At 43.5% G+C, this 16,226-nt stretch carries 15 protein-coding genes; 9 read left to right on the forward strand and 6 right to left on the reverse strand.

Annotated features, from left to right (window positions below; all coding sequences use genetic code 11):
* Positions 1 to 4: 4 nt before the first annotated feature.
* Positions 5 to 1,741, reverse strand: coding sequence for a hypothetical protein (locus AB4Z45_RS13120; RefSeq protein WP_441909732.1), 1,737 nt, complete (start codon positions 1,739 to 1,741; stop codon positions 5 to 7).
* A gap of 158 nt (positions 1,742 to 1,899) precedes the next feature.
* Here AB4Z45_RS13120 and AB4Z45_RS13125 point away from each other — a divergent pair, with 158 nt between their 5' ends.
* From AB4Z45_RS13125 to AB4Z45_RS13145, 5 genes are all read left to right on the forward strand, one after another.
* Complete coding sequence (locus AB4Z45_RS13125; protein WP_441909734.1) at positions 1,900 to 2,895, forward strand: sugar-binding protein; 996 nt, start codon at positions 1,900 to 1,902, stop codon at positions 2,893 to 2,895.
* Positions 2,892 to 4,343: a sensor histidine kinase gene (locus AB4Z45_RS13130; protein WP_441909736.1), complete on the forward strand. Its 1,452-nt coding sequence runs from the start codon at positions 2,892 to 2,894 to the stop codon at positions 4,341 to 4,343. The genes AB4Z45_RS13125 and AB4Z45_RS13130 overlap by 4 nt, the downstream gene beginning before the upstream one ends.
* Positions 4,318 to 5,652, forward strand: coding sequence for a response regulator transcription factor (locus tag AB4Z45_RS13135; protein WP_441909738.1), 1,335 nt, complete (start codon positions 4,318 to 4,320; stop codon positions 5,650 to 5,652). The genes AB4Z45_RS13130 and AB4Z45_RS13135 overlap by 26 nt, the downstream gene beginning before the upstream one ends.
* Positions 5,653 to 5,886: 234 nt before the next feature.
* Positions 5,887 to 7,260: a sugar porter family MFS transporter gene (locus AB4Z45_RS13140; RefSeq protein ID WP_441909739.1), complete on the forward strand. Its 1,374-nt coding sequence runs from the start codon at positions 5,887 to 5,889 to the stop codon at positions 7,258 to 7,260.
* A 52-nt stretch (positions 7,261 to 7,312) separates the two neighbouring features.
* Positions 7,313 to 7,522: a YrzA family protein gene (locus tag AB4Z45_RS13145; protein WP_076268099.1), complete on the forward strand. Its 210-nt coding sequence runs from the start codon at positions 7,313 to 7,315 to the stop codon at positions 7,520 to 7,522.
* A 146-nt stretch (positions 7,523 to 7,668) separates the two neighbouring features.
* On the opposite strand, the gene AB4Z45_RS13150 is transcribed toward AB4Z45_RS13145, so the two are convergent.
* Positions 7,669 to 9,120, reverse strand: a complete 1,452-nt coding sequence (locus tag AB4Z45_RS13150; RefSeq protein ID WP_441909740.1) for an amidase family protein — start codon at positions 9,118 to 9,120, stop codon at positions 7,669 to 7,671.
* Between the two features lie 310 nt (positions 9,121 to 9,430).
* Between AB4Z45_RS13150 and AB4Z45_RS13155 the strand changes: the two genes are divergently transcribed.
* Positions 9,431 to 10,444, forward strand: coding sequence for an alpha/beta hydrolase (locus AB4Z45_RS13155; protein WP_441909742.1), 1,014 nt, complete (start codon positions 9,431 to 9,433; stop codon positions 10,442 to 10,444).
* Between the two features lie 94 nt (positions 10,445 to 10,538).
* On the forward strand, positions 10,539 to 11,396 hold the full coding sequence (locus tag AB4Z45_RS13160) for an SDR family oxidoreductase (RefSeq protein WP_441909743.1): 858 nt from the start codon (positions 10,539 to 10,541) through the stop codon (positions 11,394 to 11,396).
* A 119-nt stretch (positions 11,397 to 11,515) separates the two neighbouring features.
* Here AB4Z45_RS13160 and AB4Z45_RS13165 read toward each other — a convergent pair whose 3' ends face one another.
* Together AB4Z45_RS13165 and AB4Z45_RS13170 are read right to left on the reverse strand one after the other, a co-directional pair.
* Complete coding sequence (locus AB4Z45_RS13165; protein WP_441909744.1) at positions 11,516 to 11,836, reverse strand: hypothetical protein; 321 nt, start codon at positions 11,834 to 11,836, stop codon at positions 11,516 to 11,518.
* Positions 11,837 to 12,116: 280 nt separating this feature from the next.
* On the reverse strand, positions 12,117 to 12,626 hold the full coding sequence (locus tag AB4Z45_RS13170) for a class I SAM-dependent methyltransferase (protein ID WP_441909746.1): 510 nt from the start codon (positions 12,624 to 12,626) through the stop codon (positions 12,117 to 12,119).
* A 206-nt stretch (positions 12,627 to 12,832) separates the two neighbouring features.
* Here AB4Z45_RS13170 and AB4Z45_RS13175 point away from each other — a divergent pair, with 206 nt between their 5' ends.
* Entirely contained in the window at positions 12,833 to 13,294 is a 462-nt protein-coding gene (locus AB4Z45_RS13175; RefSeq protein ID WP_441909747.1) for a VOC family protein, read from the forward strand.
* Between the two features lie 97 nt (positions 13,295 to 13,391).
* On the opposite strand, the gene AB4Z45_RS13180 is transcribed toward AB4Z45_RS13175, so the two are convergent.
* Together AB4Z45_RS13180 and AB4Z45_RS13185 are read right to left on the reverse strand one after the other, a co-directional pair.
* Positions 13,392 to 14,006: a glycerol-3-phosphate acyltransferase gene (locus AB4Z45_RS13180; protein ID WP_441909748.1), complete on the reverse strand. Its 615-nt coding sequence runs from the start codon at positions 14,004 to 14,006 to the stop codon at positions 13,392 to 13,394.
* Positions 14,003 to 15,097, reverse strand: coding sequence for a glycosyltransferase (locus tag AB4Z45_RS13185; RefSeq protein WP_441909750.1), 1,095 nt, complete (start codon positions 15,095 to 15,097; stop codon positions 14,003 to 14,005). The genes AB4Z45_RS13180 and AB4Z45_RS13185 overlap by 4 nt, the downstream gene beginning before the upstream one ends.
* Positions 15,098 to 15,430: 333 nt before the next feature.
* Here AB4Z45_RS13185 and AB4Z45_RS13190 point away from each other — a divergent pair, with 333 nt between their 5' ends.
* Complete coding sequence (locus tag AB4Z45_RS13190) at positions 15,431 to 16,180, forward strand: class I SAM-dependent methyltransferase (RefSeq protein ID WP_441909752.1); 750 nt, start codon at positions 15,431 to 15,433, stop codon at positions 16,178 to 16,180.
* Positions 16,181 to 16,226 lie beyond the last annotated feature (46 nt).

Raw genomic sequence — 16,226 nt, forward strand, 5'->3', positions numbered from 1 at the left:
AATGCTAAAGCTTTCTGATCTGACCGATAAATATCTCGGAAGTCAGCCATCTCCGGAATATAAGAAATAACATAACTGACGGCAGGCTTGTCAATGCTCCAAGCTGCAGCATTAATGTACTGTCCATTTCTCCTCCTGAGCTTGCTAACTGTACTAATTTCATTATCGGTGTTTGCAGCTCCATATTAGAAATATAAATTAACGCTGGTAAGTATGAGTTCCATAATACGACGAAATGGAGCACGCCAAGCGCAAGCAGTGGCTTCCATATTTTTGGGATAAACAGAGTGAAAAACGTATGCAGTTCCCCATTTCCCGATAGCTCGGCCTCAGTCTTTAAGTCGGCGTATCTACTGTTGAAAATACTTTTGAGAACAAAAACCGCCGCTAAATTAAAAAAGCCGAATATCATTTGCGGAATAATCGTATTGACCATTTCCAGGCTCCGAACGAATAGGTACTCATTAATCATCCCGCTTCCCATCGAAATGACGATAAGCAGAAACAACCTATACCAGCTGCGCCCTGGCAAATGTTTGACAGTCAGCGGATAAGCCAGTGTGACAGTCATCAATAAAAATATAATTACAGCAACAAAGTTAACGACTGAATAAGAAAAAACGTTCCAGAACGATATGAAGCTCCACACCGATTGCCTTGCTTCTCCGGTTCCAGTAAACGGATAGATGAACAGCATATACAGTAAAAAAATGACAACGATTGAATATAAGCAAGCTGTCACAATCCCAATTATGCTGCGTCCATTATTCGTTGTTTTAATGTCAGCTGTACCAGTGTGATTACTGAATAATTGCTTTAAAAACAGTCTTTTTACAATGAAATAAGCGATGATCGTAAAGAGCAGTTGAACCGCAAACTGAAAAATGCCCGCAGCAGCGGAAGTACTTACGTTCATCATCAAAAAACCTAGTTGAAAAATATAAGCGTCAAGCGTCTCTCCTGTCTTCGATACCAAGGGATTCAGCAAGCTTCTAATGAGCTCATAGTCCGTGGACATGATGGTAGACAGCTGCAGCACCATAAAAGCGGCTACCGCTTTCAGTGCTGGAATCACATTCATTACAAGGTAGCTATTCCCGAAGCCTGCAAGCCCTGTTTCTTGCCGGTTCACTGAAGCATGCTTCGAGGCTATAGCTGCAAGCGCGATGATGATCGGAATACCGCATGTTTTTAACACTTCAACGAATACAATGATCGGTCGAAATAATGTCTCATCCCCCAAAATCAGCGTCCCAGAGGTTAGAAAAGGAGATGTGCTTATCGACAGTATATAAATGAAAATATACACAAAAACAATAGAAGGAATGAAAAAAGGAATAAGAAATAAAGACGAGAACAGCCCTCTCAACCACTTGTAACGAATATTGCTCAGAGCAAGCGCCAAAAGGAATGCGATACATCCGCTAGCCAGTGTATAACCCGTTTTAATAATAAATGTATTTACAATTACCCTTCGGAAGTTCTCATCGTTAAACAATTGGGCAAAATGATTAAAGCCTACCCAAGAACTCTCAAATAGGCCAACAAAAACTTTGTAGTCGACGACCGATAGAATTATACCGTTAGCAAATGGAAGCAGCTTAAAAATCAATATGAGCATAAGAGCGGGAATGACGATCAAGTAATGCAGCTTGAACTTCCATATTCTCTGAGGAAGACTGTCTGGATCATGTAATTGGTTATGTAGATTGCTTTGGGCATTAGGCGGTTGATGCTCCATAATAAACCCCTTTCTTTTTCCGTAATTTTACTAAATTATAATGATTTAGTTGTATGTTGTATAGCTTCAATATCGCTCATTTTCGCTGCAGCTTTTGATTATTCGCCTGTTCTTGTATAATAATCCGATATAAATGGACGCAGTAAGGGAGTTGTATAATGTCTAATCGTAAATGGAACATAGGCATTGCCATTCTGTTTATTGTATTTTCCAGTCTTCTGCTAAGCTTCTTTCTCTCCACGCTTCGGATAAAGGATCTGCTGCAGTCAATTCTCTCAAGCGAGATAAGCCAGAAACCTCCTTATCACATTGTCCTCATCTCCCAAGAAATCGATAATCCATATTGGCGATCAATTGAACGAGGTGCAAAAGATGCAGCGGTTGAATTTGGGATGGAGCTTGAATATACAGGACCGTTTCGCATTAATCCCACGGAGCAAATGAAGCTGCTGGAGAAAGCTATTGCAGCCAAAGCTGATGCGCTGCTCGTACAAGGGCTTAATGACCCGCAGTATATCGGATTAATTAATAAAGCGATTAGCTATGGCATTCCTGTCTTAACGATTGATACAGATGCTCCGAACAGCCGCAGGCTCTCTTATGTCGGCACAAACAATTTCGATGCAGGCAAAGTTATGGGTGAATTGGTTGCCGAAGCGGCTGGAAATCATGGGCAAATCGCCGCTTTAATCGGAAACGAGCAAGCCCCAAATCAGCAGCTGCGGCTTGCTGGATTTCGAGAGGTTATTTCACGTTACCCCGAGCTGAATCTTGTCGAGGTGCGCTCCTCAAACATTTCACGCCTCCAAGCATCAGGTGAAACAGAGGAACTGCTTCAGCACTATCCACAGCTGAATGTAATGGTCGGATTAAGCGCACTCGATGCGATCGGCATCGCGGAGGCCACTGAACGCATTCGGCCAAAAGGTCTGCAAATTTTTGCATTTGATGCGCTCGATGAAACTTTGGAGCTTATTCGCAGTGGAATCATCCATTCAACCATTGTCCAGCAGCCTTACGACATGGGCAATGAAGCTGTATCGCAGTTGAACGATTACCTCCATGGCAAGGAGCTTCCTGTGCAGCATTTTACGAAAATATCGGTACAAGGCCAGAAGCCCTTCGTTCAAGAAAATGGAGAAACCAGCCCATGACTATTCGGACTAAGCTGCTCATTTTCATCCCATTACTCGTTCTCCTCATTAATTTGGTTACGTTCTTTTTATTTCAAAGTGGAAAGATGGTTCAGCAAAGCTATAATCAAATGATCGAACGTATCCTTTTGTACAACCAGTCCTCCAAGGTTGTAGATAACAACTTAAGTACGCTGCATAGCTATTTGCTTAATCCAGACGAAAGCAAAAAAAAGCGATATGATCATAGTCGAGTGGAACTTCAGGATCTGCGCTTGCTGCTCCAAGAAAAGTCGAATGTTTCCATATCTTCCTCCACTATTACTAGCTACGTTCATCTGTTAGATACTTTTTTGGAGCAGCAGCAAGACGCTTTCACTGCAGCTTCTGCCGAAAGGTCGAAGGTGTCGCTCACTCAATACGAGAATGCGGAAAGGACAGCCAGCTTCATACAAGAGGACAGCCAGCAGCTGGTTGAATTGGAGTTAAACATTTATGAACCTGTATATGAACAGATTCATGCAGAAAATAAACGCATGTATTTGCTCGGTGCCGCCGTCTTCATAACGAACACCCTGCTGAGCATTTTACTTGCCATATGGATTTCACGCAGCATTACTGGACCTGTAAGCAGTCTTGTCTCACGTGCGAAGCAGATCTCCAAGGGACATCTAAAGCAAAGCTCAAACGAGCTGCAAGCCAAGGATGAGCTTGGCGTATTATCAGGCGCATTCGAGCAAATGTCGAGCGACCTCTTCGAATTGATGGAGCGGGATAAAGAAAGCCTGGAGAAGGATCGACTCGTTAAGGAATTAGAGCTGCAAGCGCTGCAAAGCCAAATTAATCCGCATTTTCTCTTTAATACGCTCAATGTATTATCCAAGCTAGCGCTCATTGAAGGAGCCGAGAAAACAAGTGATCTCATTATTTCGATGTCCAATTTACTGAGATATAACTTGCGTAATCTGGAGCATGCGGTCACGCTCAGAGATGAGGTAGCACATGTAGAGGAGTACTTCACCATTCAACAAGCACGCTTTCGCGACCGCATTCAGCTGGTGAAGGATATCGACCCATCTGTATTGTCATATCACATCCCTGCGCTCACGCTTCAACCCATCGTAGAAAACGCCTTTGTTCATGGCATTGAACGTATGGAGAATGGAGCGAAGATTCGCCTTGAAATAAAGCATGATCAACATCATGTACGTATCTCCATTTCCGACAATGGCAGAGGTATGACTGAAGAGATTCGAGATTCGCTGCTCCGAATGGAAGCTGGCGCATTCACCGAACAATCAACAGGCCTTGGCACAAAAAATGTGTTTAAGCGCCTCCAACTATTTTATGGTCTACATGGATTAGTCGATATTGAAAGCGAACGGGGCATCGGAACGACAGTCACAATCCGAATACCTATTAGAGAGGACGGTGAAAACATACATGTACCGACTGTTAATCGCGGATGATGAAGCACTTGAGCGGGAAGGCTTGGAATTGATCATTGAACGAATGCTTCCGAATACCTTTCAAATCATCCACGCCGAGAATGGACGTGTCGCGATAGAAAAAGCAGAGGAATATCGCCCCCATATCGTACTTATGGATGTCAATATGCCCGGCATTCAAGGTTTAGAAGCAATCCGCGAAATCAAGCATACCTTGCCGGATGTGAAGTTCGTCATGGTGACCGCTTATGATTATTTTGCATATGCCAAAGAAGCCCTTTCTCTCGGAGTGAAAGAGTATTTAGTCAAGCCTGCCAAACGCGAGCATATCATACATACGCTTCAGCAGCTCATACAGGAACTCGAGCTGGAGAAGAGGAAACGCTCGGACGAACTAGAGCTGCGGCATAAAGTTTCTCAATTCATGCCTTTAGCAGAAAATGAACTCGCTATGATGTTTATGGTCGATCATGTTACAAATACCGATATCGAGCAATTATCAGAATGGCTCGGCTTTCCACTAGGACAAGGCTGCGCGATCGTGATCGCATTTCCCGAGCATGTCAAAGCTAATCCCAAGCAAAAAGTTTACGAAACGATTAGAAGCTTTATCAAATCATCTTTAACAAATAGTATTGTAAGCTCCTTAATTGATCGTCATATGGCTATCTTCATCAATCATGATAAATCTGCTGTGGACGCAAATTGGAAGGCAGCCGGAACCGCTTTAGGTGAAGAACTATGCACGATCGCAGCACGTCAGCTTGAGGTTGACATCTTAGTCGGCATCGGAAAAACGCGCTCGGGTGTTGAGGGTTTGCGCAAATCCTATTTCGAGGCTGTATTTGCCTCCAATTATTATGAGCAATGCGGCAAGATATGCCACTTTGATGAATTGATACATGTTGCAGTCCCTTCACTGAATCGTAATAACAAGCAGCATGAACATGTGGAAGCTATACCTGAAGCGTATGTGATCTCAGCAATGCAGCGCATTCGAGAGCAGCGAGAGCAGCAAACCCAATCCGTGCTTGACCGCGCACAACGTTTTATTCAGGATAATTATACAAAGGACCTCTCACTCGAGGAGGTAGCCGAATCCGTTCATCTAAACCCACACTATTTCAGTAAAATATTTAAGCAGCAAGTAGGCACAACCTTTATCGAATATGTCACTACCCTTCGTATCGAAAAGGCGAAAGCGTTAATGGCAACTGGAAAACTGAGTTTAAAGGAAGTTTGCTTTGAGGTCGGTTATAATGATCCAAACTATTTCAGCCGTGTCTTTAAAAAAGTGACCGGCGTCCCCCCCTCCGACTACCGGGGATAAAAAAATGAGCAAAAAAGTAAAGTCCATGCTGCAACGACATGGACTTTTTTGTGCTGGGATGACAACAAAATGCTAGTTCTCTTTATTCGTTCCCCTGTGCTTGCATTGTCTAAAATAAATGCGGGAACAACACTCATTAATGCAGGTTTTTACGAGCGGATTCGCTCTTTTTGCATGCTATAATAAAGTTCGTTTTCACGCAGGAAAGGTTTTTGACAGAGAGGAGAAACGGAAATGGAAATGCCGATTACTAACAAAAATGAACAAGTAAGCATGAAATTTGTGACGCTTGTTTCCATTGTTTCCGCTCTTGGCGGATTATTATTCGGATTCGATACAGCAGTCGTATCAGGTGCTGTCGGTTTTATGGAGGATCGATTCGACTTATCTAAGCTTCAAGTGGGGTGGGCTGTATCGAGCTTAATTATTGGCTGTATTGTCGGCGCGGCTATGTCTGGTATTTTGGGAGATCGCTTCGGACGTAAAAAGGTACTTATTGCTGCCGCGACTCTATTTATTATCAGCTCGATTGGCTCAGCTGTTCCGGATACCTTTTCCGCGTTTATTGTAGCTCGGATTATTGGTGGAATCGGAATCGGAATTACCTCTACGTTGTGCCCGCTTTACAATGCCGAAATTGCACCTGCAAAATATCGCGGCAGACTTGTTGCACTTAACCAACTCGCCATCGTTACAGGCATCTTTCTTACTTATTTCGTAAACCTATGGATTTCCGGCTCAGGTGACGAAGCATGGGGCATCGCCTCCGCTTGGCGCTGGATGTTCGGAGTTGGCGCTATACCTGGTTTGTTATTTTTGATTTTGCTATTTTTTGTGCCCGAGAGCCCAAGATGGCTGATCAAGCAAGGGCGCGCAGCGGCAGCTCTTCCGATCTTATTGCGTATTCACGGCGAAGAGCTCGCCAAAAAAGAAGTGATTGATATTAAGCATTCGTTCGAGCAAGAGAGCGGCTCGATTCGGCAGCTATTCTCTCCAGCGCTTCGAATTGCTTTAATTGTAGGAGTTGGACTTGCTGTGCTCCAACAGGTGACAGGCATCAACGCCGTCATGTATTATGCGCCAGAAATTTTCAAAGCAACAGGCGCAGGAACAAACGCTTCATTGATCCAAACGATTTTGGTCGGCTTTATCAACTTATTGTTCACCCTCGTTGCTCTTTGGCTCATTGATAAAGTAGGACGCAAAGCGCTTCTGCTCGTTGGTTCGGCTTCCATGACGATTTGTTTGATTGTTATAGGCATCGCTTTTCAAACGGGACATGCAGCAGGTCCACTCGTGCTTATCTTTATTTTATTGTATGTGGCTTCATTTGCTATTTCGCTTGGGCCGGTCGTATGGGTCATCATGTCCGAGATCTTCCCTAACCGTATTCGCGGAAAAGCGACGGCTATTGCTGCAATGGCGCTCTGGGCAGCGGATTATCTCGTTTCACAGTCGTTCCCACCTATGCTTAGCTCTGCAGGACCTGCCGCTACGTTCTGGATTTATGGCGGCATGGCCTTGCTCGCCTTCTTGTTTACTTGGCGTGTTGTACCGGAAACCAAAGGAAAATCACTTGAAGAAATTGAAGCTTTGTGGGCGAAGTAATATCTCTGTATAATAGGTTTAGGTTATAAATCTATTTATAGGAGATAAACAAATGGACTTCCGATTAGATTTAATTGAAAATAAGATCGAATTTTTTGAAGCCTATGACTTGAAGACGCTAGAGCTAAAAATCGATCAGCAAATTGAAAATAATAAAGGTTTGCTGCTAGAGGTGTTCCACGTCAGCCATCATGCTGTATTTAATCCTAAAATTGAAAAGATGCTATATAGCGCGGTTGTTCACTTTAAAGCGAAGAAATAGCGCTATAAAGGCATACAAATCCTCCCGACTCCAACAGTCGAGAGGATTTTTTTAAAAATATAGGAAAGTATATCATTTTCTCATTCTTATTTTATATTTCACCATCAAAGCTACATAGTCGAGATGCGACATCTCGTCCTATCCCATTAAATAAAGCTCTTTAATGAAGGCGGACGCCTCACCCTGCTGTGCTGCTCGTATGCATAAGCGAGTTTAATGAGCATCGGCTCCTCGAAAGCTCTCGCAGCGAATGTCACACCAAACGGCACTCCTTTTGAAGTATAGCCAGCAGGCACGACAATTGATGGATAACCTGCACGCGATGTTATCCTTGCACCAAAGTCAGCAGGAAAAAGCAGCGCGTCAAGCTGATGCTCCTTCATCGTCGCATCTATTCCCTCTTCCTTGCATAAACGGAGATCTGCAAGCCGATCTCGAAGATAAGGAAGCTCAGTCTGCGTACCTGAAGTCGTCGTTTCTGCTAGCAGCAGAGTGGACTGTCCATACTTCAAGGTTTCAACCGGATGCTCGTTATTAAAAGCAATAATGTCCTTGAGCGAGCGAATTTTGCCATTTGGAGGCAGCTTGGACAAATATGCGTTTATCGAGGATTTGAATTCATTCAGCACTACCGATGAATAAACGATTTGCCTAGCAGTTCTTACATCAGCCGGGTCAATGATGACCGCTCCTTGTTTTCTCATCACCTCTACTGCGTCGTTAAATATGGCTAGCTGCTCGTCCGTTAATTCCTCAAAAAAATAATCTCTAGGAATGCCAATTCGTGCACCCTCAAGACCTTTCGGATCAAGGAAAACACGATAATCCTTATGTTTTTTAAAGTACCCCGCACCCATTGCAGCATCCCTGTCATCATGCTCCGTTATAACGTTTAATACGATCACTGCATCCGTTACGGTTCTTGCCATTGGTCCCGCAGTATCCTGTGAGTTTGAGAGTGGTAATATGCCTGATCGGCTCACCAGTCCAACGGTCGGCTTAATGCCCACGGTTGAGCTTAAATTGCCGGGATTTAAGATCGATCCTGAGGTTTCCGTCCCAATCGAAGCCATACAGAAATTACAAGCCACCGCGACGCCTGAACCAGCGCTTGATCCGCCTGTCGGCGTAGATATGTTGTAAGGATTAAGAACTTGGCCGCCCCGCGAGCTATAGCCAGACGGCATTCCATCTGTCATAAAGTTAGCAAACTCCGTCATATTCACTTTCCCTAATATAATGGCCCCCGCTTCGCGCAGCCTTTTTACAATAAAAGCATCTACTCCCGCATAGGAATTGGCAAGCGCAAGCGAGCCAGCGCTCGTATGCATGTTATCCCCTGTATTAATATTATCCTTGAGCATGATGGGGATGCCGTGAAGCGGACCTCTTGGGCCTTGGACAGCTCGTTCGCTGTCTAATGCAGAAGCTATAAATAAAGCATCGGGGTTAAGCTCAAGCACCGAATTTATCGTGAGTCCATCTTTATCATGCGCTGCAATTCGGTCAAAATAAAATAGTACAAGTTCGCGAGATGTGATCTCGCCAGATTCCAAAGCGGCTTGAATGGACGAAATGGTTGCCTCTACGATTTCCATGCCTCTTATACCCCTCATCAACCCGAATATGTACGATATGAGCCTAGTATATACTATTTTTTGGTAATGAACATCATTGATAAAGGCAAGCTAATGAGCTTAGACTAGAAATATTGCAGACAAGGAATGATTTTCATTAGAAAAGAAACAATAATAACGATTGATTCCATAAAGAAGCTGGCAATACCTATATAATCTCCACACTCAAACCATCACTTCAACAATTCGCTCCCTTTTAGCAGCTTTCTTCAGTATGATAGAGACATAGCACAAATTCACACATAACCGCCTACTTGGAGGAAGAATGACTATGACGATGCTGATGAGCAGAATTATACTTGGAATAGGAGGTTTGGCGGTCCTTTTTATCGGTTTACTTACCGTGATTAGTTATTATTTCTATTACGTGGCAATCAAACGAAACTCCAAAGCATTTTTAAGCAATAATCAGGATTTAGCGCAAATTCACGGAGAAAAGGAAACGGATGATCAAGCTGCCATTGCATTAGCAGATGAATCTGGTCCAACACCGGTAGAGGCTATAGGAGTAGAATGGATAGAAAAACAAGCTTATGAAATTTGGCACCTTACTTCAAGTGACGGTCTCTCCTTGGTTGGCTATTACCTTGAAGCTAAAACTTTGACGTCCAAAACCGTCATTCTTGCACACGGCTATTCCTCGCAAGGGAAAGATATGGGCAGCTTCGCTAAATTTTATTATGACAGGCTTGGGTATAACGTGCTTATGCCTGATGATCGAGGTCATGGCGATAGTGAAGGCGATTACATCGGCTTCGGCTGGCCAGATCGGAAGGATTATCTCCTTTGGATAGACGAGGTCTTACAGAAACTTGGTGAATCGGTGCAAATCGTGCTGCACGGCATTTCGATGGGTGGAGCGACTGTGATGATGGTAAGCGGTGAAAACGTTCCAAAACAAGTCAAGGCCATTGTGGAGGACTGTGGCTATACGTCCGTTACCGATCAGCTCTCTTATCAACTAAAGCGGATGTACAAGCTGCCTGCTTTTCCGATTTTACCTGCAACTAGCTTATTAACCCGCCTTAAAGCAGGTTATAGCTTCGAGGAGGCATCTGCAATCAAGCAGCTGGATAAAAATAAGCTGCCCATGTTCTTTATTCATGGTTCCGCCGATACTTTTGTACCTACAGAAATGGTGTGGAGGCTTTATGAAGCTTGTAAAGCTGACAAAGATATTTATATCGCCGAGGGTGCTGGTCACGGCATGTCCTATGGTACGGATACAACAACCTATGAACAAAAAGTGGCGGCATTTCTCAGTCGATATGTTATGAATGGATAGTGTCTAAATGATTCTTTATTTTGCACATAACCTATACCACTCCCTGATATGAATATACAGACAGAATCATTCTGATTCAGAGGAGGGTGTGCATTTGGGACCATTTACAAACGATTTATTGCAAGGAAAGGTCGTTCTCATAACGGGAGGAGCGACCGGACTTGGACGCGCCATGGGTGAGAAATTTGTTGCGTTAGGCGCTAAACTCGCAATTGCCAGCCGCCGTGAGGCGGTATTGAAGCAATCGGCTGAAGAAATGAGCTTGCCCACCAGCACCGTTTACTACAAAAGCTGTGACGTTCGCGATCCATCACAAGTTCATGAGCTGATTGAAGCCGTCGAGAACCATTTTGGACATATCGATATCCTCGTCAACAACGCTGCAGGAAATTTCATCAGTCCTACCGAGAGGCTCTCTCCAAGAGCAGTAGATACGATCTTACATATTGTTTTACACGGCACCTTTTATACGACTCTGGAGGTAGGCAAGCGGTGGATTGAACAAGGAAGAGGCGGTACGATGTTGAACATCGTCACCACCTATGCTTCTACCGGTTCGGGATATGTTGTACCTTCCGCTGCTGCAAAAGCTGGCGTTCTTGCGCTTACAAGATCGCTCGCCGTTGAATGGGCACCTTACGGTATTCGCCAAGTTGCGATTGCACCAGGTCCCTTTCCGACAGAAGGCGCTTGGTCTCGCCTCTCTCCCACTCCTGAGCTTGAGGAGAAGATGATAAGCCGCATCCCCTTAAAACGTGTTGGCGATAAAGAAGAACTAGCTAATTTAGCCGCCTATTTAGTTTCGGATTTCGCACATTATTTGAATGGTGAAGTTGTAACGATTGATGGCGGCGAGTGGCTGCAAGGTGCAGGGCAATTCAACAGCTTAGCAGAGGTGTCCGATAAGCAATGGGATGAGCTGGCTGAAATGACGCGCAAGGGTAAAGGTTGAGTCGCTCAGCCGCATCCTATGAATCTTTGAAAAGAAAAGCAGCTCATTTCTCTAAGAGTCATGAGCTGCCATCTTGTTCAAGCATAGCTTCTACAAAACTATAGCTTGATCTGCATCAATTAAACTTCGTTGCCTGGGGCTGTGTCACCTAAAGGATAGCCGCCTGTGCGGTTTCCTCCGGTACGATTTCCACCAGTACGGTTTCCTCCCGTGCGATTGCCGCCTGTACGGTTTCCTCCCGTGCGATTTCCTCCGGTACGGTTTCCACCAGTACGGTTTCCTCCCGTGCGATTACCGCCTGTACGGTTTCCTCCCGTGCGATTTCCTCCTGTACGATTGCCTTTCGTGCGGTTGCCAACGGTACGGTTACCGCCTGTACGGTTTCCTTCGCTACGATTGCCTGTTGAGCTGTTTTTTGCATTTTTCTTTTCTTTTGGCATATTTGTAATACCTCCTCTAGAAGATACTTACAACATATGAACCAACTCTATCTTTTGTAACCAGACATTTGATTGTTTTATAGATTTGGACTTTTATCTATATTCAAGCTAGCGTTACAAACGTATAAATATTCATTTCCAGCATTCACATTATCGTGCAACCAATGCAAATGTCGACATTGGTTTTGTATGATCTTGCTTCACCGCTTCTTGAAGTAAACCAATCTCCAAGTTAATGAGCGTTTTTAGCTTGCTTGGTATTTTGGTAAGAGCTTTCAGCTCATGTGGATAATCTTCTAATGTCATTTAAATCCCATTCAGCAAAACAAAGCTGTTTCCCCCATTTCTTCACTTTTTCCATAATGCTCGTTAATTGTTCAAACGATTCTAAATACCATGAGCAATGAGACAATACAATAAAATCGAAGGATTGATCAGGATAACTTATCTTATCGGACAATACATCAACCTCAAAGTTCATTTCTAGTCGATTTCCTAACTCAGATCTTTTCAAATGCTCATAAGCTTCACCTAATGTGATCGGAGCTCCATAATCAGGGGAAGCAATATCAATCCCTTGAACAAAGCCGCTTTCTCCAGTCAAAAAGGCAAGAACTGCTGTTGTATCCCCTTGCCCACAGCCTATTTCGAGCACTCTACTGCCTTTTGTTATGCCCCAAAATTGTGCTAATTTCAGTCGATGCTCCGTCTGTATTTTTTGTATCGAAGTATCCTCACCAGTAACAGCCATACAGTTCACAATGGTTTGAATCGTTTCGTCGTTGTCCATAAATCCCCCTTTCCAACCGCTTGAATTCGAATCTATATTTTTCATTTTACCATGTTATAACGCCTATTTATTCTCTATTCGGTTTCCATCAGGATCAATCACAACTCCGATCCCTTTTTCAAACCAGCTTGCAGGAAAACATTGGTAGATAATCGAATATAGTCAAAAATTCTTAATAAAATTTCTGGTGACAAAGGAGAAATAAAATGAGCGAGCAAGCTGCAACGACACCTACAGGTCAAAAAGCAAAATTCGGTCACACCATTCAAGTTCGGTTGGTCTCAGACTTAAAGAAATCCCAGGAATACTACCGTGATGTGCTCGGCTGCCATATCGATAACTGGGGGCATGCCGAAAGAGACGGCATGACCTTCATTCTGCAGCAGGCAGCTTCTCCTGAAGATGTGCGACCGAATGCACGCTCACAAAAACGTCCAGACTACCCAACGGAATGGGAAGGCCCTGACTATGGTTGGGACACATTTATTCACGTTAATTGGGAGGACTTGGACTCCATTATCGAGGAAGTGCGTAGGCTTGGCGGACATATTGCTGTCGAGCCGTTTACTGATGCTCACGGCAATCACGAATTTAAAAACGCTTATATCAAAGACCTAGATGGATATCATATCGTATTGGGCGCTATGCGTGAAAATTCTCGTTCGTAGTATAAATACAACTCCTAATGAAGGATCGTTTGGCGGGAAGATATTTAAAGAGATTGTCTCGGAAGGCATCACCTTAAGAGACAATCTCTTTTTCATTTTAGACACCTTTGTCATATGCTTTTTTCCACGACTTCCCTATTTCAACTCTGTGCTTATAAACAAGAATTGCAAAATTTCCAAGCCATACGAGGAGTATGGCAGCCGAGAACATCCTTATATACAAATAAACGGAAAGAAGCAGCATGCCAACCACAACCTGCAAGCCATCCGCCTCGGTGGATTTAGGCTTATTTTTGTATAACATACGGCTCACACCAGCCATCAGCGCAAGAATTACGGCATAAGCCAAAGAAACCTCGAACCCCGTGAGCGCACTCCATATACCAAATGTGACAGCAATAGCTTTGCCGCCCTTCCCTCTCAGGAAAGGAGAAAAGGCATGCCCTGCGACAGGCGCGATGGCAAGCGGAACGATTAGATAACCATCATTATAGCTGCTTCCCATTATAAAAAGCACTGGCAAGTATCCTTTCAAAAAATCCAATAAAATACCGGCCACGCCGAATTTATATCCAGATGACTTCCAAAGATTCAAAGCACCAGGGTTGCCGTCGCCAACCGTTTTTATGTTTTTTTTGCGGAGCTGACCAAGCCAATACGAAAACATAAGAGAACCCGATAGAAATGAACCCGCAATCCATAATATGATCATAGGTCCCTCTTGCCCCCTACCCGGATTTGCCTGCCTTTCCAGCTTACATGCCCTAGAATAACCACCTGATACATGGAATAAAGCATAACAATGATAAAAAATAACGAAGCAAAAACATGGAGCAGCGGAATAACGATTCCAAAAGCGCCTACATACTTCGTGAAGTAAAATAATTGAAACATATAGACAAAATAACCGATTAAGAGTGGCAAAGCCCATGAAGTATTCACAAAAATATATACCGTTTCCGATAGAAGCAGTCCTACCACCCAAATAGCTATCGGGATAATCGTCCACGGACTAAGCGTCGAAGTGCTTAACACCGCCCCTTTGCTAAATCCTTCAATTTCGCTTCGAATGCCTTGAGGATACATGCGGAAAGAAACTAAGCCATATCCGATAAAATTATTGACTGGAACGCCCGCTGCCATAAATTTGGAGCCTAGAAACAAATCGTCCAGCACTTCTGCTTTCACGCTTTCGTGGCCATTGATTTTTTCGTAATCCTCCCTTAATGCGACAATGCAGGAGCCATAGAGCCCTTTCATCGGGTTTTTCTTTTCAAAGACCGATGTAAACGCAAATATCCCAAGCACATTCATAATCAAAGCAAGCTTCTCATATAGCTTCTCGGTGTGATGAAAAGGAACAACTGAAATCACACCCTTCGATCGCTCCCTAGCCTTTATTAATGAAGCCAAGGCGTTAGGCGCCAGTCTTATATCCGCATCTAAAAATACAAACATATCACCAGAGGCATGCAAATATCCATTCCATACCGCCCAGTTCTTACCTGTCCAGCCTTTAGGGAGGCTGCTGTTTGAAATAACTTTGACCCCATAGCCTTCAGCAATTTCTTTGGTTCGATCATCGGAATAATCATCTACCACAATAATTTCAAAGGGTTGAGCCGTTTGCGACCTAAGGGATTCAAGCAAATGTGGTAAATTACATTCTTCATTTCTAGCTGGAATAATAATGGACAGTTTCCGCACGCTCTGATCTGTCTGATTAGTGACGGTCAGAGTGTTTTTCCTGAACAGAAAAAAACCTGAGAGACATCCGACTAGCATTAGAATGAGCATCCACATTTTCTAATCCCCCCTCATGTATTTATGTATATGAAGGGGCCGTCTGTATTATTTTAGTTTCATTGATTCCTCCATCCATATGGGAACGGCACATTTTGCACGATGGCTTGATTGATAAGCTCACTTTGCCATATAATGAGAACAATCTTTCAATCGAGGTGAATGGAATGTCTTTCCGAATGGTTCGAAGTAATTAGTTTCCGGGCTGGATAAAACGCGTACCAGCTGCAGAGGGGATCGTCTGTCCTTCTGGCTACATGAAACTAAATTTTGAACGGATATCGGCAGCAATCCATTTGTTTTTTATTATCCTCTTTGGAAGGTGGAAGAAATATGAATGCAGTAGAATACAAACAATTTTATGATCAAGTCGGGAAAATCAACGGTTGGGATTTCAGCAAAGTGAAATCTGTCTCAGAAGGAATCGCATGGGATTTTTATGATGAAGTCATCCAGTCTTGCAAGAAGTCTGATCTTTTGCTTGATATCGGCACTGGCGGCGGAGAAGCATTATTATCAATAGCGGATTCAGCCATGCTTCTAATTGGCATTGATCTTTCCACAGGCATGATTGAGACCGCATTAAATAACGTAAAACAATCAAATAAATCAAATCTACGCTTTTTACAAATGGATGCGGAGAAGCTCGATTTTCCTGACCACTTTTTCAATGTAGTCTCTTGCAGACATTCCGCTTTTTCTGCCAAAGAAATCGCAAAAGTATTGGTGAACGATGGTGTATTTTTTACCCAACAGGTTAGTGAGCACGATAAGCTCAACCTTAAAGAGGCATTCGGAAGAGGACAGTCATTTGGCACAAAAAAAGGTGTCTTGAAAAATCAATATATTGCGGAGTTAGCTGATGCAGGCTTCACAGACATTCAGTCATTTGAATACAACGCAACCGATTATTTTGAGACGGCTGAAGACATCATTTTTCTATTGAAACACACGCCAATTATTCCGAACTTCGGACAATCCGAGACAGATTTTCAAATCCTTCAACAATTTATTAAAAACAACCAAACCGAACAAGGAATCAGAACAAATTCAGAACGATTTATGATTTCTGCAAGGAAATAAAATAGAAAGGGATACCCGGTTATGGGTATCCCTTTCTTTTGCTCAT

The sequence above is a fragment of the Paenibacillus sp. MCAF9 genome (assembly GCF_052114265.1).
Taxonomy (GTDB): domain Bacteria; phylum Bacillota; class Bacilli; order Paenibacillales; family Paenibacillaceae; genus Pristimantibacillus.